At 60.3% G+C, this 18727-nt stretch carries 13 protein-coding genes and 2 pseudogenes; 11 read left to right on the plus strand and 4 right to left on the minus strand.

Annotated elements, in window-relative coordinates; all coding sequences use genetic code 11:
- Positions 1 to 168: 168 nt before the first annotated feature.
- From speA to F8N85_RS13590, 4 genes are all read right to left on the minus strand, one after another.
- Positions 169 to 2082 (minus strand): arginine decarboxylase, encoded by a 1914-nt coding sequence (speA, locus tag F8N85_RS13575; RefSeq protein WP_150804115.1) that lies wholly within the window; start codon positions 2080 to 2082, stop codon positions 169 to 171.
- 225 nt (positions 2083 to 2307) lie between these two features.
- On the minus strand, positions 2308 to 2679 hold the full coding sequence (locus F8N85_RS13580) for a translation initiation factor Sui1 (RefSeq protein ID WP_150804116.1): 372 nt from the start codon (positions 2677 to 2679) through the stop codon (positions 2308 to 2310).
- A gap of 279 nt (positions 2680 to 2958) precedes the next feature.
- Entirely contained in the window at positions 2959 to 3516 is a 558-nt protein-coding gene (locus F8N85_RS13585) for an NUDIX hydrolase (RefSeq protein ID WP_150804117.1), read from the minus strand.
- A gap of 3 nt (positions 3517 to 3519) precedes the next feature.
- Entirely contained in the window at positions 3520 to 4587 is a 1068-nt protein-coding gene (locus F8N85_RS13590; RefSeq protein ID WP_150804118.1) for a DUF2333 family protein, read from the minus strand.
- A gap of 288 nt (positions 4588 to 4875) precedes the next feature.
- On the opposite strand from F8N85_RS13590, the pseudogene F8N85_RS13595 reads away from it, so the two are divergent.
- The 11 genes and pseudogenes from F8N85_RS13595 to purH all read left to right on the plus strand — a co-directional run bounded on the left by F8N85_RS13595 (position 4876) and on the right by purH (position 18642).
- Positions 4876 to 6545: pseudogene (locus F8N85_RS13595) on the plus strand (diguanylate cyclase).
- A gap of 1507 nt (positions 6546 to 8052) precedes the next feature.
- A pseudogene (locus F8N85_RS35755) lies at positions 8053 to 8559 on the plus strand (methyl-accepting chemotaxis protein); the annotation flags it as partial.
- A 238-nt stretch (positions 8560 to 8797) separates the two neighbouring features.
- Positions 8798 to 10582, plus strand: coding sequence for a protein-disulfide reductase DsbD (locus F8N85_RS13605; RefSeq protein WP_150804121.1), 1785 nt, complete (start codon positions 8798 to 8800; stop codon positions 10580 to 10582).
- Positions 10583 to 10713: 131 nt separating this feature from the next.
- A complete protein-coding gene (aroQ, locus tag F8N85_RS13610) occupies positions 10714 to 11169 on the plus strand; it encodes a type II 3-dehydroquinate dehydratase (protein WP_150644101.1) in 456 nt (151 codons plus the stop codon).
- A 24-nt stretch (positions 11170 to 11193) separates the two neighbouring features.
- Positions 11194 to 11655 carry an acetyl-CoA carboxylase biotin carboxyl carrier protein gene (gene accB / locus F8N85_RS13615; protein ID WP_150804122.1) on the plus strand — a complete coding sequence of 154 codons (462 nt, stop codon included), beginning with the start codon at positions 11194 to 11196 and terminating at the stop codon, positions 11653 to 11655.
- 17 nt (positions 11656 to 11672) lie between these two features.
- Positions 11673 to 13034: an acetyl-CoA carboxylase biotin carboxylase subunit gene (accC, locus tag F8N85_RS13620; RefSeq protein WP_150804123.1), complete on the plus strand. Its 1362-nt coding sequence runs from the start codon at positions 11673 to 11675 to the stop codon at positions 13032 to 13034.
- A 237-nt stretch (positions 13035 to 13271) separates the two neighbouring features.
- A complete protein-coding gene (gene prmA / locus F8N85_RS13625; RefSeq protein WP_150804124.1) occupies positions 13272 to 14150 on the plus strand; it encodes a 50S ribosomal protein L11 methyltransferase in 879 nt (292 codons plus the stop codon).
- 30 nt (positions 14151 to 14180) lie between these two features.
- The gene (locus tag F8N85_RS13630) at positions 14181 to 15428 is read left to right on the plus strand and encodes a DUF3426 domain-containing protein (RefSeq protein WP_150804125.1); all 1248 of its coding nucleotides are present in this window, start codon (positions 14181 to 14183) and stop codon (positions 15426 to 15428) included.
- Between the two features lie 195 nt (positions 15429 to 15623).
- Positions 15624 to 16637 (plus strand): tRNA dihydrouridine synthase DusB, encoded by a 1014-nt coding sequence (dusB, locus tag F8N85_RS13635; protein ID WP_150804126.1) that lies wholly within the window; start codon positions 15624 to 15626, stop codon positions 16635 to 16637.
- Entirely contained in the window at positions 16634 to 16954 is a 321-nt protein-coding gene (gene fis / locus F8N85_RS13640; RefSeq protein ID WP_007921650.1) for a DNA-binding transcriptional regulator Fis, read from the plus strand. The genes dusB and fis overlap by 4 nt, the downstream gene beginning before the upstream one ends.
- An 80-nt stretch (positions 16955 to 17034) precedes the next feature.
- On the plus strand, positions 17035 to 18642 hold the full coding sequence (gene purH, locus F8N85_RS13645) for a bifunctional phosphoribosylaminoimidazolecarboxamide formyltransferase/IMP cyclohydrolase (protein WP_150804127.1): 1608 nt from the start codon (positions 17035 to 17037) through the stop codon (positions 18640 to 18642).
- The last annotated feature ends 85 nt before the right edge of the window (positions 18643 to 18727 follow it).

Consider the following 18727-nt stretch of genomic DNA (forward strand, 5'->3'; position numbering starts at 1 on the left):
AGGAAGTGGCCTACATGAAATGCAGACCAGATCTCTTTGATCCTTCGAGAGCCAACAGGCTGAGCCGTTTATGTCTGAAAGATAAAGAAAGATCGCACCAGGCCATCTGTAAAAAAACACACGAGTTGCGGTGAGTTTTCAGACAGCCTGGGGCAACCGATTACTGGCTCAAGACGACAGGTAAGACGAGCGAGTCAGGCCCAGGCGCAGAGCGTCGAGGAACTGGGTACGCTCAGCGGCGGTGATCTTCGCGCTGGCGACTTTGTCGCGGTAGTGAGTCATCAACTCCTCCGGGGACAAATGCACATAGCGCAACATGTCTTCGATGGTGTCGTGGGTTTCGATACCGGCGCTGTACACCGAGCCATCCTGGTTCTGGTAGAGGTTCACCGAGTCGGTATCCCCGAACAGATTGTGCATGTCCCCGAGAATTTCCTGATAGGCGCCTACCAGGAAAACCCCCAGCAGGTAATCTTCACCGTCGTTCAGCGCATGCACCGGCAGGCTGGTTTCGATGCTTTGCTCATCGACGTACTGCTTGATCTTGCCATCAGAGTCGCAGGTCAGGTCTTGCAGCACGGCACGGCGCAGCGGCTCTTCGTCGAGACGGTGCAGCGGCAGGATCGGCAGCACCTGGCCGATCGCCCAGGTGTCCGGCAGGCTCTGGAATACCGAGAAGTTGCAGATGTACTTGTCGGCGAGCTTGTCGTTGAGTTCGTCGAGTACCTGGCGGTGGGAACGCTGACGGGCTTTCAACGAGTTGTGCAGGCGACGGCAGACAGCGAAATAGCACTGTTCGCCCAAGGCTTTCTCGGCCAGGCTCAGTTTGCCATCGGCATACTGGGTGGCGATGTCGCTCATGTAGTGCGTGGCACGCCAGTAGGTTTCGGTGACCATTTCAATGTCGGTCGGGCCCAGCAGGTCCACCAGCCATTGCACGGTTTCCGGCAGGTTTTCCTTGTTTTCGATGACTGGCACGTCGTCGTTGTGCTTCTCGACGTCGGTCACCTGGACCACCAGCATGGCGTGGTGGGCGGTCAGCGAGCGGCCGCTTTCAGAGAAGATGTTCGGATGCGGCAGGTTCTGCGCGTCGCAGAATTCCTTGAGCATGCCGACCACGACACCGGCGTAGTCGTCCATGTCGTAGTTGATCGAGCTGGCATTGCGCGAGTGGGTACCGTCGTAGTCGACACCCAGGCCGCCGCCAACGTCAATGTGATCGACCGGCAGGCCAAGGTTGCGCAACTCGCCGTAGTAACGGATCGCCTCCTTGAAGCCGTGCCGGTAGTCATCCAGGTTGGCGATCTGCGAGCCCATGTGGAAGTGCAGCAAGCGAATGCCCTGGTCCAGACCGGCCGCGCGGAAACGCTCGACCACCGACAGCAACTGCGCGGCGGACAGGCCGAATTTGGATTTTTCACCACCGGTGTCCGCCCACTTGCTCGAGGCCAGGGACGACAGACGCACCCGCAGGCCGACCTGCGGCTTGACCTTCAGCGAGGCGGCTTCTTCGATTACCAGACCGACTTCGGATTCTTTCTCGATCACGATAAACACGTTGTGACCCAGCTTCTGGCCCATCAGCGCCAGGCGAATGAATTCGCGGTCCTTGTACCCGTTGCAGACGATGGTCCCGCCCTTGGGAGCCAGGGCCAGTACCGCCAGCAATTCTGGCTTGGAACCGGCTTCCAGACCGATGGAAACGTTCTGGGTGGCGATGATGCTCTCGATCACCGCTTCCTGCTGGTTGACCTTGATCGGGTACAGCGCGGTGTACTTGCTCTGGTATTCCAGACGCTCGATGTTGGCGTCGAACGCGCCGGTCAGCTGCCGTACGCGGTCTTGCAGGATATCCGGGAAGCGCACCAGCAGCGGCAAGGACAGGCCGCTTTTACGCAGTTCGTCGACTTGCTCGTACAGATCGATAGGCGAGCTGTTCGGGCCGTTCGGACGAACTTCGACGCGACCGGCGTCATTGATCGCGAAATACCCGGCCCCCCAATGGCGAATCCCATAAACACTGCGGCTGTCCGCAACTGTCCATTGGCTGCCATCGTCTTTGCGTGTGCGTCGTACGGACATCGAAGTCCCCTATAAATGAAGTCATAGAGCGTCACCTGAGATCAGGCTGACGCAGTCTAAAGAGTAAAAGTGACGATTAGCGCGCATTCGAGGGGGATAGACCTCACATATGGCGCGGAGTTTAGAAACCGGTCATGAACAGGCTCTGTGAAAACCATGGAGACGACGGCAAACCTGAATCGGATCAGGAATGCATCAAGTCGGGGGTGGTCTTCACAGAGGCTGCTAGCCGCCGGATTTCTTCGCTTTGAAACCGAGTTTGATCAGCTCTGCCAAGAGTAGCTCGACATGCTCGCCCTGGATCTCGATGACCCCGTCTTTCAACGTGCCACCGGTGCCACAACGCTTTTTCAGGGTCGTGGCAAGCGCTCCGAGCGCGTCTTCAGCCAACGGCACGCCGGTGATGGTGGTCACCGTCTTGCCGCCACGGCCCTTGCTTTCGCGACGCACGCGAGCAATGCCGTCGCCGGCAGGGATAACGGTTTGTTTGCAGATGCAGGCATCCACCGGCTGGCTACAGTCCGGGCAATGTCGACCTGCGTCGGTGGAAAATACCAGGCCACCAAGGGCGGCGAAGGATGCGGCTTTTTTGGCCACCGGCAATCCTCTTGGGAGGACAAAGACTGGTCGAAGCACAATGGCTGTGCCATCGACCGCGAAGCCCCACTCAGGCAGGGGCAGCGCTACTGAACCGGGTAACCCTGTGTAGGAGCTGACGAGTGCAACGAGGCTGCGATCTTTTGATTTTGACTCGCAAGCAAAGTCAAAAGATCGCAGCCTGCGGCAGCCTACAACAAGCAAAACCGGTCCAGCTTTTAAAAGGTCGCGCAGTGTAACGGCAAAAAGCCGACTTGCTAAGAGCCAATCGGCGCCAATTTATGCATCTTTTGCGACGTCTGCGCCTTGCGCGCGCAGATAGCGCTTCAAGGCCGCCAGAGAGTCCGGGCAATAAGGCTTCTGCTGGATATCCTGCATCACCTGGTCGACCGGCATGAAGCGCGCTTCCAGCACTTCCTCCGGCTGCAAGCGCAACGGCCCGTCCCAGACCGCCGAAAACGCCGAACACCAGAGCCGATTGCCGGTGTCCTCAAAGAAAAAGTGATCATGAGCGGTCAACTCCACACCGCTCACCCCCAACTCTTCTTCCAGCTCTCGGGCCGCCGACTCGGCGTAGGTCTCGCTCGCCAGCACCATGCCACCCGCCGCCACGTCCCAGAAACCCGGATAGATGGCTTTGCTCAGGGTGCGCCGATGCACACACAGCTCACCGGCAGAATTGAACAGCATGATGTAGGTACCGCGCCCGATCAGCCCGCGTTCGCGCAGATCGGAGCGGACCAGGGCGCCGAGCAGATTGTCCTGCTCATCGACCCAGGCAATGTGTTCGGCATCCGAGGCCGCGCGATGGGCGGCCTCATTCGAGGTAGCGACCATGACTCAGCCTTGGGAAAGCAGTTGACGCAGATCGATGACCGCAGCGTTGGCCCGCGAGATGTAATTGGCCATGACCAGCGAGTGGTTAGCCAATACACCGAAGCCGCTGCCGTTGAGAATCATTGGGCTCCAGACAGGCTCCTGGGAAGCTTCCAGCTCACGAATGATCTGGCGCACGCTGACGGTGGCGTTCTTCTTGGCCAGGACATCGGCAAAGTCGACTTCGATGGCCCGCAGCAGATGGGACAACGCCCAGGCTTGACCGCGAGCTTCGTAGAACACGTTGTCGATCTGCATCCACGGGGTTTCCACCACCTCTTCATCAACTTGCGGCACCTGCCCCGGGGCCAGGACTTCGGTTTTCAGCGCAGTGTTGAGCTTGACCCGACCGACGCTGGCCGACAGCCGTTGCGACAGCGAGCCCAGACGGGTGCCCACGTCACCCAACCAATTGTTCAGGTTGTCGGCACGGGAATAGAACAGCGCGCCTTTCTGGTTCGCATCGGACAAGCGGGTCTGGTAACGGGTCAGGGAGTTGATCCCTTCCTGATACTCGGACTCGCTGGAAGGCAGCACCCAGCTTTTGTTGTCGAAGTTGAAGCGCGGTTCAGCCTTGGCCAGATCGGCGTCTTCGGCGGACTGCGACTGGGAACGGGCGAAATCCTTGCGCAGGGCGCGGCTCAGGTCACGGACCTGCACCAGCACGCCGTATTCCCAGCTGGTCATGTTGTCCATCCACAGGCCCGGCGGAAAACGGTCGTTGGAAATATAGCCGCCCTGCTTGGTCAGCAGCGTACCGGCAACGGTCTTCAGGGTTTCCACCGTGGTGTAACCGATGACCATCTGCTTGCCTTGCATCTCGGCCGCCACCTGAGCGTTCTGCTGAACCGGAAACAGCGCCGGCTCCTGGCTCCAGTACCAACCCAGGACAATGGCCACCAGCAGGTACAGACCGAGCAACGTAGCCAGTGCACGGCTAAACAGCAAACCACCGAAATAGCTGCGGGTTGCCGATTTCGGTTCAGCGGCACGTTCAGGCGCGCTGCCTGCGCGGTTCTTCCAGTCCAGCATGGCTATATCCTTTCGATCTCGGAATTCATGGGTTCGACCGTAACCCTACCCCATCGTGCCTCGACCGGAGCGAATTTATCGCTCAAGATACCAAGCGCTGCACAATTGTCGTGGATCACCGGCCCACTATAAATGAAGCACAGTTGCGAGCCTATGCGACCAGTCGGTCAACAAATGAATAATGCCCCTGCACAGTTTATTGACGTACAACACTCATACGATCGAAGAGAGGTGCTAGCATAGGGCCACCACCCAATCTCAGCATGCCCCCTAACTAGTAGTCAGGATATGACCGAGCCAGAAGACCCCAGCCGTGAGCGCCTCAAGCACCACTTTGCCCAGCGGGTAATTCATCAGGCACGTCAGATTCTTGAGATATGGCAACGTCTGCAGCGAAGTGAATGGTCTACCGTCGACCTGTCGGAGCTGAGCGAAGCCAACCTGCGCCTGCTGCGGTTCGCCGAACGATTTGAACAACCCGAACATGCAAAGCTGGCACGCAGTATCGGCGATTCGCTGCAAGCGGTGGAGGCCAACCGCGGGCGTCTGAGCAGCGGATTGATCACCGATCTCAACCGCTTGATGCAACGCTTGTCGCGCACCGGCCTGCGGCATGGCGACCAGCTTGACCAAACCCTACTGCCACCGCTGCGCAAGCCGATCTACGTAATGCTGCAAGATCACGACCGTGCCGAGCGGCTGGCCAAGCAGCTTGAGTTCTTCGGGCTCAGCGCTCAATCGCTGGACAGTGTCGCAGCGTTTCGCTCCTCGCTGGTGGAGCGATTGCCCGCGGCGATTGTCATGGATGTCGACTTCTGTGGCACCGGTATGGGCCTGCAACTGGCGGCCGAAGCCCAGGAAGGCCTGGAGCACCAACTGCCGCTGCTGTTTTTCAGCCTGCACGAAACCGACACGCCAACCCGTCTTGCGGCCGTGCGCGCCGGCGGCCAGGAGTTTCTGACCGGCACCCTCGAAGCTTCGAGCCTGCTGGAAAAAATCGAAGTGCTGACCTGCGTCGCCCAGTACGAACCGTACAAAGTGCTGATCATCGATGACTCCCGGGCACAGGCCTTGCACACCGAACGCCTGCTCAACAGTGCCGGGATCGTTACCCGGACCCTGATCGAGCCGATCCAGGCGATGGCCGAACTGGCGGACTTCCAGCCGGACCTGATCATCCTCGACATGTATATGCCAGCCTGCACCGGCACCGAACTGGCCAAAGTGATCCGCCACAACGACCGCTACGTCAGCGTGCCGATCATCTACCTGTCGGCCGAAGACGATCTGGACAAGCAACTCGATGCCATGAGCGAAGGTGGCGACGACTTCCTGACCAAGCCGATCAAGCCGCGCCACCTGATCACCACTGTGCGTAACCGCGCGGCCCGGGCACGCAACCTCAAGGCGCGGATGGTTCGCGACAGCCTGACCGGGCTGTACAACCACACCCATATCCTGCAACTCCTCGAAGACTGTAGCTTCCGCGCTCATCGCGAAAGCAAGCCGCTGAGCTTTGCGATGCTCGACATCGACCATTTCAAACGGGTCAATGACAGCCACGGCCACCCCATGGGCGACCGTGTGATCAAAAGCCTGGCGCTGTTCCTCAAGCAACGCCTGCGCAAGACCGACTTCATCGGTCGCTATGGCGGCGAAGAGTTCGCCATCGTCATGCCCGACACCGATGTCGAATCGGCCTATAAAGTGCTCAATGAAATCCGCCAGCGTTTTGCCGAAATTCATTATCCAGCACAACCTCATGATCTGCGGTGCACCTTCAGCGCTGGCGTCGTAGAGCTGCGCGAGGGTTCCGACAGCCTGATGATGGCCAGCCAGGCAGATGAAGCGTTGTATCGCGCCAAGCACGCCGGACGCAACTGTGTGCAAGCCGCTCCGCAATCAAAGCAAAGTGCCACTTTTCCATCGTACTCACCGAGTCGGTCATAACCCTGTAACAGAAACGCAATAACTTCAGGCGCTTACGATTCTGTCGTTGGTAGAGCCACAATGCGCCTGAAGCTGCTGACCAATCTCAACACCCTCCTTTTAGTCGCCGTTTGCCTCGCCCTGGGTGCCACGCTCTGGTGGTCGCAACGGGCACTGGAGCGCCCCTATCTGCTGATGGAACGCTACCTGGGCTTGTCCCAGCAGTTCCAGAATCAGGTGGCGCGCAATATCCAGGACTACCTGGCCAGTGGCGATGCACTGCGCCTGAGCAGTGCCAGCCAAGCCATCGAAACCCTGCAACAGGAGCTGGACGAGTTACCGAGCGAACTGGCCCAGAGCTTGCGACCAAGCCTTTCGAGCCTTGGTGAGTTCAGCAAGACCGAGCTTTTGGCCGCGGGCAAACTCGCAGGTGATCCACAAGCCTTGCTGCTCCAGGCCGAACGCGAGCTGGGCGCCAATCTGGAACAACTGAGCCAATACGCTACCGGCGCCAATAACCCGAATGCCAGCGGTTATTTGCCATTGTTACTGGCGGCGTCGCAGCACCTGGCCAAACTGTCGCTGGCCCGGGACAAACTGGTCAGCAGCGGCCGTAGTGAGCTGGCGGCGGATGTTGAGCGTGAAGTCAGCAACATCCGCAGCCAGGCCGAGCAGCTGGAGGCCTTGGCATTGTTAGGCGTCACCGCCAGCAGCGAATCGAACAGCGACGATTTCGCCGCCATGATGGGGCTGGAGAACACTGAAAAAAGCATCGCCGAAGATACCGGCATTGGCCTCAAGCGCGAACTCAACAGCCTGCTGACGCGCTACCCGGCCGAGCTCGCCCGCACTCGCCAGCAGATCCAGCAACGCGCCGAGCTCAGCGCTGCGACACACCTGAAGATCACCGCGGTTACCCAGGCGATTGCCGGCCTGGAACCCGCCGTGCGCGCCCAACACGGGCAGATCCAGAGCGAAGTACGGATCATCCAGGGCTTGATGATTGGCCTGATCCTGTTGATCGCGTTGCTCATCGATACCTTGCAACGGCGTCTGGCGCGAGTGCTGACCAACCTCGCGCCGGCCTTGTCGACCTGGGCCGAGGGCGACTTCAGCCGGGATATCCAGCTGGGCAACACCAACCGCGAGTTGCACGATATCGAAGCGTCGCTGAATCGACTGCGGGCATATCTGGTCGATCTGGTGGGAACCATCCGACAGAACGCCGAGCAGGTCGCCGGCAGCAGCCGCGCTCTGGCCGAGCTGAGCAGTGGCCTGCACAGCGGCGCCGAACGCCAGGCCGGAGATACCGCACAAATTCGCGACTCTTTGGGTGAGCTGGAAGCCACCATCCAGCAAGTAGCCGGCGATGCCAGCCAGGCCGCGGACGCCAGCCGGCATGCCGGGCTCGCTGTCGAACACGGGCAGAAAGTGATCGGCCTGAGCCTCACGGGGTTGCATGCTCTGGTCGGCGAAGTGCAAGGCAACGCACAGATGATCGAACACCTGGCCGAAGAGTCGGCGACCATTGGCGGCGTGCTCACCGTGATCCGCTCGATTGCCGATCAGACCAATCTGCTGGCCCTCAACGCCGCCATCGAAGCCGCTCGCGCCGGGGAAATGGGCCGCGGCTTCGCGGTGGTCGCCGAAGAAGTCCGCACCTTGGCTCAACGCACCGCCGGCGCCACCGCCGAGATCCAGACGCTGATCGCCGGACTGCAACTGGCTGCCCGCCAATCGGTAGAGGGCATGCGTGCGCAGGTCGAACACGCTGAGGCCACCGCGAGCCAGGCCCAAGCGGCTGACGGCGCACTGGATGAAATCGTCGGGGCGATCCAGACCATTTCCGACACTGCCGTGCGCATCGCCGATGTCACTGCCCAACAGAGCGGTGCCGTCAGCGAAATCCGCGATCACAGCGAGCGGATTCACCAACTGGGCGGGGATAACTTGCTGAGGATTGGTGAAGGCCGCAGCCAGGGTGAACATTTGTTGGCGCTGGGCGGGCAGTTGCATACGGCCGTGCAGGCCTTCAGGGTCTGAAAGGGCCTTTTGTGGCGAGGGGGCTTGCCCCGATGGAGCGCGAAGCGGTCCCAAAATCAGGCAATGGGATCCTTCAGTTAGAACCCGCAGGACAGTATTGCGACTGCTGCGCAGCCGAACGGGGGCAAGCCCCCTCGCCACAAAAGCCCTCGCCACAGATTTAGTTCCCTGCCCCCACTCCCTGCACTCCCCGCCCCACTCCGCTATGATGCGCACACTCCCGATACGCGAGATCGCTATGCGCCGCTTGCTCTGCCTGATGCTGTTATTGCTCGCCCTGCCGGTGAACGCCGGCGGGTTGCTGGACAGTCGCCCCAGTTCGACCTTGGGCTCGGTCAATAACAGTTCCGACTTCCTGCCGGTACGCGAAGCGTTTCAACTGAGTCTGATGGAAAGCACGGCGCAATCGATCAAGCTGCGCTTCGTCGCCAGCGAAGGTTATTACCTGTACCGCCATCGCTTTCAGTTCCGGACCGAGCCCGCAGACGTCGCGCTGGGCGCCGCCCAGCTGCCTCAGGGGGAGCAGAAACACGATGAGTTCTTTGGCGACGTCGAGGTCTACCACGGGATTCTCGATGTAACACTGCCACGCCCGGCCGGCGATCAGCGGGCCTTCACCCTGGCGGTGACTTACCAGGGGTGTGCCGATAAAGGTCTGTGCTACCCGCCCGAAACCCAGCGGCTGAGCATCGTGGACACGTCTTCTGCAACAACCGGCGCCGAAACCCCGGCCAGCGACCTGCAGACCCGCTGGAACTGGCGCGAACTGGCGCTGTTCTTCCTCGCCGGAGTGGGACTGACCTTCACCCCTTGCGTGCTGCCCATGCTGCCGATTCTCTCCGGCGTGGTGTTGCGCGGCCAGGTCGGCGGCTGGCGCGGTTTCAACCTGTCGCTGGCCTATGTGTTGCCGATGGCGGTCTGCTTTGCCCTGCTCGGGGCACTGATGGGCATGTTCGGCGCGCAATTGAATCTCCAGGCACGCCTGCAATCGGCCTGGGTACTGGTGCCGTTCGCGCTGTTTTTCGCAGTGTTTGCCTTGGCCATGTTCGGTATCTTCGAACTGAAACTGCCCCATGCCATCAGCAGCCGCCTGGATCGGGTGGCCAATCGCACCGAAGGCGGTTCCTTGTGGGGCGCCGCAGTGCTGGGGGTGGTCTCCAGCCTGCTGGTTTCGCCCTGCGTGTCGGCGCCATTGGCCGGCGCTCTGCTTTACATAAGTGCCAGTGGTGACGCCCTGGGTGGGGCACTGAAACTCCTGTTGCTGGGCCTGGGCATGGGCGCGCCGTTGTTGCTGGTCGCCACGGGCGGCGCGGCCTGGCTGCCGAAAAGCGGCCCATGGCTGCTCTACGTTAAAAATGCCATAGGGGTGCTGCTGCTCGGGCTGGCGATCGGCTTGCTCAGCCGGGTGTTGCCCGGCCAGGTCACTTTACTGCTGCTCGGTTTGCTGGCGGCCGGTGTCGGCCTGTTTCTTGGTGCTCTCGAGTTCATTTACAAACCACCCAGACAGCGCCTGGCGCAGCTGCTGGGGATGTTTTTGTTGTTCTACGCACTGGCCTGCTGGTACGGCGCATTCAGCGGCCAGACCGACCCGCTGAGTCCGATCGGCCGCTCATTGGCCGTCAATTCGGCCACTGGCATCCCGGCTCAAAACGCCAGCCAATGGCAGACCATCAGTACCCCGGCGGAACTGGATCGCGCCCTCGCCGAGGCCAGAACCGCCGGCACCCCGCTGCTGCTCGACTGGTATGCCGACTGGTGCATCAGCTGCAAAGTCATCGAACATGAGGTGCTTAACGCCGGCAACGTCGTCGAACGCCTTAAAGGCTATCGGCTGGTGCGCTTTGACATCACCGCCAGCAACCGCGAGCAACGTGCCCTGCTCGACCGTTACAAACTGTTCGGGCCGCCGGCGCTGATGTTTTTCGGGAAAGACGGTCTTGAACTCGGGGACGCGAGGGTCATCGGCGAGATCAATGCAGCGGACTTCGCCGAACGTGTCGCCAAAGCAAATGACCGGTTTTAATCAACTGGTCATATATTTCGCGCAAACATCGGACATTGTGCTGGCTATTGCAGAGAACTGGACAGTCACAAAGGCTTTGCGGCATAGTCGCCGGGTTCTGACAACTGCACACAGATGACAAGGAACTGCAGATGGCGACCCTACTGGTTTTGCACGGCCCCAACCTGAACCTGCTCGGCACCCGCGAACCGGGCGTCTACGGTGCGGTTACCCTGGCTCAGATCAATCAGGATCTGGAACAGCGCGCGCGCAATGCCGGCCACCATTTGCTTTACCTGCAAAGCAACGCCGAGTACGAATTGATCGATCGCATCCATGCCGCCCCTGGCGAGGGTGTGGACTTCATCCTGATCAATCCAGCAGCTTTTACGCACACAAGCGTTGCATTACGTGACGCGCTGCTGGCGGTGAGCATCCCATTCATCGAAGTGCATTTGTCTAACGTGCACAAACGCGAACCTTTCCGCCATCACTCTTACTTCTCCGACGTTGCGGTGGGAGTGATCTGCGGCCTTGGCGCCAGCGGTTATCGACTGGCCCTGGAGGCCGCCCTGGAACAGCTTGAACAACAAGCTAAACGCCCCTGACCGACCCTTGGGAGTTGATGATTCATGGATATCCGTAAAGTTAAGAAACTGATCGAACTGCTGGAAGAATCCGGCATCGACGAGCTCGAGATCAAGGAAGGCGAAGAGTCCGTACGGATCAGCCGCCACAGCAAAACCCCGGCTCAGCAGTTCTACGCGCCTGCCCCTATGGCCGCTCCGGCTGCCGCGCCTGCCGCTGTCGCCGCACCCGTTGCCGCAGCGCCTGCCGCACCGGCCGCTCCAGTGCTCAACGGCACTGTTGCCCGCTCGCCGATGGTGGGTACGTTCTATCGCAAATCTTCCCCTGCCTCGCCGTCCTTCGTTGAAGTCGGTCAGAGCGTGAAGAAAGGCGACACGCTGTGCATCGTCGAAGCCATGAAGATGATGAACCACATCGAAGCTGAAACCAGCGGTGTGATCGAATCCATCCTCGTTGAAGACGGCCAGCCGGTTGAGTACGACCAACCGCTGTTCACCATCGTTTGAACCGCGGAGAGCCGACGATGTTGAAACCTGCGAAGTTGGAAAAAGTGCTGATCGCCAACCGCGGTGAAATTGCCCTGCGGATCCTGCGTGCCTGCAAAGAGATGGGCATCAAGACTGTCGCCGTTTACTCCACGGCCGACAAAGAGCTGATGCACCTGGGCCTGGCTGACGAATCCGTCTGCATCGGTCCGGCATCCGCCGCAAAGTCTTACCTGCACATCCCGGCGATCATCGCGGCCGCTGAAGTGACTGGCGCCACCGCCATTCACCCGGGCTACGGTTTCCTCGCGGAAAACGCCGATTTCGCCGAACAGGTCGAGAACTCCGGCTTCGCCTTCATCGGCCCGAAAGCCGAGACCATTCGCCTGATGGGCGACAAGGTTTCCGCCAAGCACGCCATGATCGCTGCCGGTGTTCCAACCGTTCCGGGTTCCGACGGCCCACTGCCTGAAGATGAAGAAACCGCTCTGCGCATTGGTCGCGAAGTCGGTTACCCGGTGATCATCAAAGCCGCTGGCGGCGGCGGTGGTCGCGGCATGCGCGTTGTGCACAAAGAAGAAGACCTGATTTCCTCGGCGAAACTGACCCGCTCCGAAGCGGGCGCAGCGTTCGGCAACCCGATGGTCTATCTGGAAAAATTCCTGACCAACCCACGTCACGTGGAAGTCCAGGTGCTTTCCGATGGTCAGGGCCAGGCGATCCATCTGGGTGACCGCGATTGCTCGCTGCAACGTCGCCACCAGAAGGTTCTCGAAGAAGCGCCGGCACCGGGCATCGACGAGAAGGCTCGCCAGGAAGTCCTCGCACGCTGCGTCAAGGCCTGCATCGACATCAACTACCGTGGCGCGGGCACTTTCGAGTTCCTGTACGAGAACGGCGCGTTCTATTTCATCGAAATGAACACCCGCGTTCAAGTTGAGCACCCGGTATCGGAAATGGTCACCGGGATCGACATCGTCAAGGAGATGCTCAGCATCGCCGCTGGCAACAAGCTGTCGTACACCCAGGATGATGTGGTTATCCGCGGTCACGCGCTGGAATGCCGGATCAACGCCGAAGACCCGAAAACCTTCATGCCAAGCCCAGGCACGGTCAAGCATTTCCACGCTCCAGGCGGCAACGGCGTTCGCGTCGATTCGCACCTGTACAGTGGTTATGCCGTTCCGCCGAACTACGATTCGTTGATCGGCAAGCTGATCACCTACGGCGCAACCCGTGACGAAGCCCTGGCGCGCATGCGCAATGCGCTGGACGAAATCGTTGTCGACGGGATCAAGACCAACATCCCGCTGCACCGCGACCTGGTCCGCGATGAAGGCTTCTGCGAAGGTGGAGTGAACATCCACTACCTGGAACACAAGCTGGCTGCCCAGCATTAAGATGTGATCCAGACCAACAAGGCCGCTCTCGAGCGGCTTTGTTGTTTCTGAATAAATCAAAAGATCGCAGCCTGCGGCAGCTCCTACAAGGGGACTGGCGTACACCAGTAGGAGCTGCCGCAGGCTGCGATCTTTTCGGCATACACCCTATGGTCGTCTTCTGCGTCGCGCTCGCGTAAACTGGCGGGCTTCTCGTAGCCTCCAGGCTGCACACTACATTTTTCAAAGGTGCCCGCCATGCCTTGGCTGCAAGTCCGTCTCGCCATCAGCCCAGAACAAGCCGAAACCTACGAAGACGCGTTCCTTGAAGTCGGCGCCGTTTCGGTGACATTCATGGACGCTGAAGATCAACCGATCTTCGAGCCGGAACTCAATACCACGCCGCTGTGGTCCCACACCCATCTGCTGGCCCTGTTCGAAGACGGCACCGAAGCCGCCAGCGTGCTGGCTCATATGGAACTGCTGACCGGCGGCCCGCTGCCTGAGCACCACAGCGAAATTATCGAAGACCAGGACTGGGAACGCAGCTGGATGGACAACTTCCATCCCATGCGCTTCGGCCAGCGTCTGTGGATCGTTCCGAGCTGGCACGCCGCGCCGGAGCCAGACGCCGTCAACCTGCTGCTCGACCCGGGCCTGGCGTTCGGTACCGGCACCCACCCGACCACGGCTCTGTGCCTGGAATGGCTCGATGGTCAGGACCTGAAAGACTGCAACGTGCTGGACTTCGGTTGCGGTTCGGGGATCCTGGCGATTGCCGCCTTGCTGCTGGGTGCCAAAGAAGCGGTCGGCACCGATATCGATGTGCAGGCGCTGGAAGCTTCCCGCGACAACGCCGGGCGCAACAACATTGCCGAAGAGCTGTTCCCGCTGTATCTGCCACAAGATTTGCCGCAAGTTCAGGCCGATGTATTGGTCGCCAATATCCTCGCGGGCCCGTTAGTCTCACTGGCCCCGCAACTGTCCAGTCTGGTCAAGCCCGGCGGGCGCCTGGCACTGTCGGGCATCCTCGCCGAGCAGGGCGAAGAGGTCGCCGCGGCCTATGCCCAGGACTTCGAGCTTGACCCGATTGCCAATCGCGAAGGCTGGGTGCGCATTACCGGCCGTCGGCGCTAGAATGGACGCCTGCATAATCCGGATTGCCGCATGACCGACAGTTTCGTCACCCAGTGCCCGCATTGCCAAACCAGCTTTCGCGTCAACCACGCGCAATTGAGCGTGGCCCGCGGGGCGGTTCGTTGCGGCTCCTGCCTGCAGGTGTTCAACGCCGCGCGGCAGTTGCTGGAACAACGCGCCAGCAAGGAAACCCTCCCCGCCGGCGCGCCAGTGCCAGCCGAGCCCGTCGCGCCCCGGGCAATCAGCCAGAAGCAGTGGACGGCCGCCGAACTCGACCTGGATGACCTCGACGAAGAACTCGCCCGGCTCGAACAGCGGGAAATTCAGCCGATCACCGACCTCGACCAAAAGCGCAAGCCCAAGGAAGATTCGCTGAACGCGCGCCGGGAGATCACCGGCGGCGAGGAAGAGCAATGGACTGGCAGCCTGTTCAGCGAATCGACGGCCGACCGCGCAGAAACGAACGAGCCCATTGAGCCTTTGGCCAATGTAGACCGCTTACCGGCAGACCAGATCGTCGAGCCGGACAGACCCGGCCGCACCGAACCCTCACTGTCCTTCGAGCTTGACGATCTGCGGGATGAACCCGAAGCACCGCTTATCCCCCTGGAGCAGGAGCCGCCAGCGCCAGAGCATTTCGAGCGCCTGAGCGCGATAGATGTCGCCGACGAAGAGCTGCTGGAGGCCGAGCCACCGCGCAAGAAGCGCGCACGCAGTGAACCCGGCTTGCACGACGAGGTGCTACAGGACCTGATCGATGAACCGGTGCAAGTCGATTGGCAAAAGCGTCGCTCCCCCTGGGGTCGACGTTTTCTCTGGGGACTGCTGATTCTGCTCGGAGCCGCGGCACTGGCCGGTCAATACATTGCTTATCAATTCGAGGAGTTGGCCCGCCAGGACCAGTACCGCCCGTGGTTTCAGCAACTGTGCCCGCAAATCGGCTGCACGGTACCGTCCAAGGTCGATATTGCCCGCATCAAGAGCAGCAACCTGGTGGTTCGCAGTCATCCGGACTTCAGCGGCGCACTGATAGTCGATGCGATCATCTACAATCGCGCACCCTTCTCTCAGCCCTTCCCGTTGCTGGAACTGCGCTTTGCCGATCTCAATGGGCACCTGATCGCCAGTCGGCGCTTCAAGCCTGGCGAGTACCTCAACGGCGAGCTTGAAGGCCTGGCGGAAATGCCACCACAAACACCCATCCATATCGCCCTGGACATCCTTGATCCCGGCCCCAAAGCCGTCAATTACAGCCTGAGCTTTCATTCACCCGAGTGAAACACTTCAGTCAAGCGGCGCGGCTAAGGATTGACGGCGCTTTTCTGACTTCCTCGCCGCGAACCAAACTGCTGGCGATAACAGAATAACTGTTCAGATTTTATCCAATTCAGCCTTTATCCGGTCATCGAGAGCGGGTATCATGCCAACCCTTTTTCGAACTCTAATGATCCGGCCCCACACCAGGGAAGTCCTATGTCGGCGGTACGCATCGGTCCATATACATTGCCCAACGGCTTGATTCTCGCTCCCATGGCGGGGGTCACTGACCAGCCCTTTCGTCAGCTGTGCAAACGGTTGGGCGCAGGCCTTGTAGTCTCGGAAATGGTCACCAGCGATATGAGCTTGTGGAACAGTCGCAAATCGCGCCTCCGGATGATCCACGAAGGTGATCCCGAGCCGCGCTCGGTACAGATCGCCGGCGGTGATGCACAGATGCTGGCGGATGCCGCCCGCGCCAACGTCGAGTTGGGCGCACAGATTATTGATATCAACATGGGTTGTCCGGCGAAGAAAGTCTGCAACAAGGCTGCCGGTTCCGCGTTGCTGAAAGACGAAGACCTGGTGAGGGAGATCCTGCACGCCGTCGTGGCGGCGGTCGATGTCCCGGTCACCCTGAAAATACGTACCGGCTGGGACCGGTCGAACAAGAACGGCCTGACGGTGGCGAAGATCGCCGAGCAGGCAGGTATCACGGCACTGGCGGTCCATGGCCGGACCCGCGCCGATCTGTACACCGGCGTTGCCGAGTACGACACCATTGCCGCGATCAAGCAGGCGGTGTCGATTCCGGTCTTCGCCAACGGCGATATCGATTCGCCCGAGAAAGCCCGGTACGTGCTTCAAGCGACCGGCGCCGATGGTCTGCTGATTGGCCGGGCCGCTCAAGGGCGGCCATGGATTTTTCGTGAGATCGAGCATTTTCTGCGTACCGGCGAAACACTCCCGGCACCGGAGCTGGTCGAGGTGGAACGTATTCTGCTAGAGCATCTGGCCGCACTGCATGCCTTCTATGGGGATGTCATGGGCGTACGCATTGCCCGCAAGCATGTGGGCTGGTATCTCGCAACCTTGCCGGGCGCCAGGGAGTTCCGCGCCCAGTTCAATCGTTTGGATGAAACGGAAGCACAGTGCGCCAACGTTCGTGAATTTTTCGCCGAGCGTTACAAGAGCCTGGTGAAAGGGGACGCAGAAGGGGTGGCCGCATGACGATGATGACCGAGACTTTAGTGAGTGGAACAGCACCCGTGAGCGACAATGTAAATTTGAAACAGCACCTCAATACACCGAGCGAAGAGGGTCAGACCCTTCGCGGGAGTGTCGAGAAAGCGCTGCACAATTATTTCGCCCACCTTGAGGGCGCTGCCGTCACGGACGTGTACAACCTGGTGCTGTCCGAAGTCGAGGCGCCACTGCTCGAAAGCGTGATGAACTACGTCAAGGGCAACCAGACCAAGGCCAGTGAGCTGTTGGGGCTGAACCGCGGCACCTTGCGCAAGAAACTCAAGCAGTACGATCTGCTGTAAGCATTCAATCAAACCAGAAAGGCGTCCGCGTAAAACCGGTCGCTTTTTTGCTGACTCCTTTGCTTTTGATGGAAATTGAAATGACCGACCAGACTACCCGCCTGCCGATCCGCCGCGCCTTGATCAGCGTTTCCGACAAGACCGGGATTCTCGACTTCGCCCGCGAGCTGGAAGCGCTGGGTGTCGAGATCCTTTCCACCGGCGGTACCTTCAAGCTGCTGCAGGACAACGGCGTGGCCGCAGTGGAAGTCGCGGACTACACCGGCTTTGCAGAAATGATGGACGGTCGGGTCAAGACCCTGCACCCGAAAATCCACGGTGGGATCCTCGGTCGCCGCGGGATCGACGATGCCATCATGAACGAGCACGGCATCAAGCCGATCGACCTGGTGGCAGTCAACCTCTACCCCTTCGAAGCCACTATTTCCAAGCCAGGTTGCGACCTGCCGACCGCCATCGAGAACATCGATATCGGCGGCCCGACCATGGTTCGCTCCGCGGCCAAGAACCACAAAGACGTGGCCATCGTGGTCAACGCCAGCGATTACAGCCAGGTCCTGGAAAGCCTCAAGGCCGGCGGCCTGACTTACGCTCAGCGCTTCGACCTGATGCTCAAGGCCTTCGAACACACTGCCGCCTACGACGGCATGATCGCCAACTACCTGGGCACCGTTGACCAGACCGCCGAGACCCTCGGTACCGAAGGTCGCAGCCAGTTCCCACGCACCTTCAACAGCCAGTTCGTCAAGGCTCAGGAAATGCGCTACGGCGAGAACCCGCACCAGAGCGCGGCGTTCTACGTGGAAGCCAAGCCTGCCGAAGTGGGTATCGCCACCGCGACCCAACTGCAAGGCAAAGAGCTGTCGTACAACAACGTGGCCGACACCGACGCCGCGCTGGAATGCGTGAAGAGCTTCGTCAAACCGGCCTGCGTCATCGTCAAGCACGCCAACCCGTGCGGCGTGGCCGTCAGCCCGGACGCCGAAGGCGGCATCCGTCAGGCTTACGAACTGGCCTACGCCACCGATACCGAATCGGCGTTCGGTGGCATCATCGCCTTCAACCGCGAACTGGATGCTGAAACCGCCAAGGCCATCGTCGAGCGCCAGTTCGTCGAAGTGATCATCGCACCAAGCGTCACCGAAGAAGCCCGCGCCATCGTCGCCGCCAAAGCCAACGTACGCCTGCTGTCCTGTGGCCAATGGTCGGCCGATCGCGCCGCGGCCTGGGACTACAAGCGCGTCAACGGCGGTTTGCTGGTTCAGAGCCGCGACATTGGCATGATCGGCAGCGAAGACTTGAAAGTGGTGACCAAGCGCGCCCCGACCGAGCAAGAGATCAACGACCTGATCTTCGCCTGGAAAGTCGCCAAGTACGTCAAATCCAACGCCATCGTCTACGCCAAGAACCGTCAAACCATCGGCGTCGGCGCTGGCCAGATGAGCCGCGTCAACTCCGCGCGTATCGCCGCGATCAAGGCTGAACATGCCGGCTTGCAAGTGCAAGGCGCGGTCATGGCCTCGGATGCATTCTTCCCGTTCCGCGACGGCATCGACAATGCGGCCAAGGTCGGCATCACTGCGGTGATCCAGCCGGGCGGCTCGATGCGTGACAATGAAGTGATTGCAGCGGCTGATGAAGCCGGCATCGCGATGGTCTTTACGGGCATGCGCCACTTCCGTCACTGATAACGCAGTTCCCCCTGTAGGAGCTGCCGCAGGCTGCGATCTTTTGACTTTGCTTTTAAGATCAAGATCAAAAGATCGCAGCCTG

It is taken from the genome of Pseudomonas fluorescens (assembly GCF_902497875.1).
Taxonomy (GTDB): Bacteria; Pseudomonadota; Gammaproteobacteria; order Pseudomonadales; family Pseudomonadaceae; genus Aquipseudomonas; species Aquipseudomonas fluorescens_BR.

What these genes read in the sequence shown, in the direction of transcription:
- speA (WP_150804115.1), bottom strand. Translation starts at nt 2,082, where the DNA reads ATGTCCGTACGACGCACACGCAAAGACGATGGCAGCCAATGGACAGTT.
- F8N85_RS13585 (WP_150804117.1), bottom strand. Translation starts at nt 3,516, where the DNA reads ATGGTCGCTACCTCGAATGAGGCCGCCCATCGCGCGGCCTCGGATGCC.
- F8N85_RS13590 (WP_150804118.1), bottom strand. Translation starts at nt 4,587, where the DNA reads ATGCTGGACTGGAAGAACCGCGCAGGCAGCGCGCCTGAACGTGCCGCT.
- F8N85_RS13605 (WP_150804121.1), top strand. Translation starts at nt 8,798, where the DNA reads ATGCGCCGCTTGCTCTGCCTGATGCTGTTATTGCTCGCCCTGCCGGTG.
- aroQ (WP_150644101.1), top strand. Translation starts at nt 10,714, where the DNA reads ATGGCGACCCTACTGGTTTTGCACGGCCCCAACCTGAACCTGCTCGGC.
- accB (WP_150804122.1), top strand. Translation starts at nt 11,194, where the DNA reads ATGGATATCCGTAAAGTTAAGAAACTGATCGAACTGCTGGAAGAATCC.
- accC (WP_150804123.1), top strand. Translation starts at nt 11,673, where the DNA reads ATGTTGAAACCTGCGAAGTTGGAAAAAGTGCTGATCGCCAACCGCGGT.
- prmA (WP_150804124.1), top strand. Translation starts at nt 13,272, where the DNA reads ATGCCTTGGCTGCAAGTCCGTCTCGCCATCAGCCCAGAACAAGCCGAA.
- F8N85_RS13630 (WP_150804125.1), top strand. Translation starts at nt 14,181, where the DNA reads ATGACCGACAGTTTCGTCACCCAGTGCCCGCATTGCCAAACCAGCTTT.
- dusB (WP_150804126.1), top strand. Translation starts at nt 15,624, where the DNA reads ATGTCGGCGGTACGCATCGGTCCATATACATTGCCCAACGGCTTGATT.
- fis (WP_007921650.1), top strand. Translation starts at nt 16,634, where the DNA reads ATGACGATGATGACCGAGACTTTAGTGAGTGGAACAGCACCCGTGAGC.
- purH (WP_150804127.1), top strand. Translation starts at nt 17,035, where the DNA reads ATGACCGACCAGACTACCCGCCTGCCGATCCGCCGCGCCTTGATCAGC.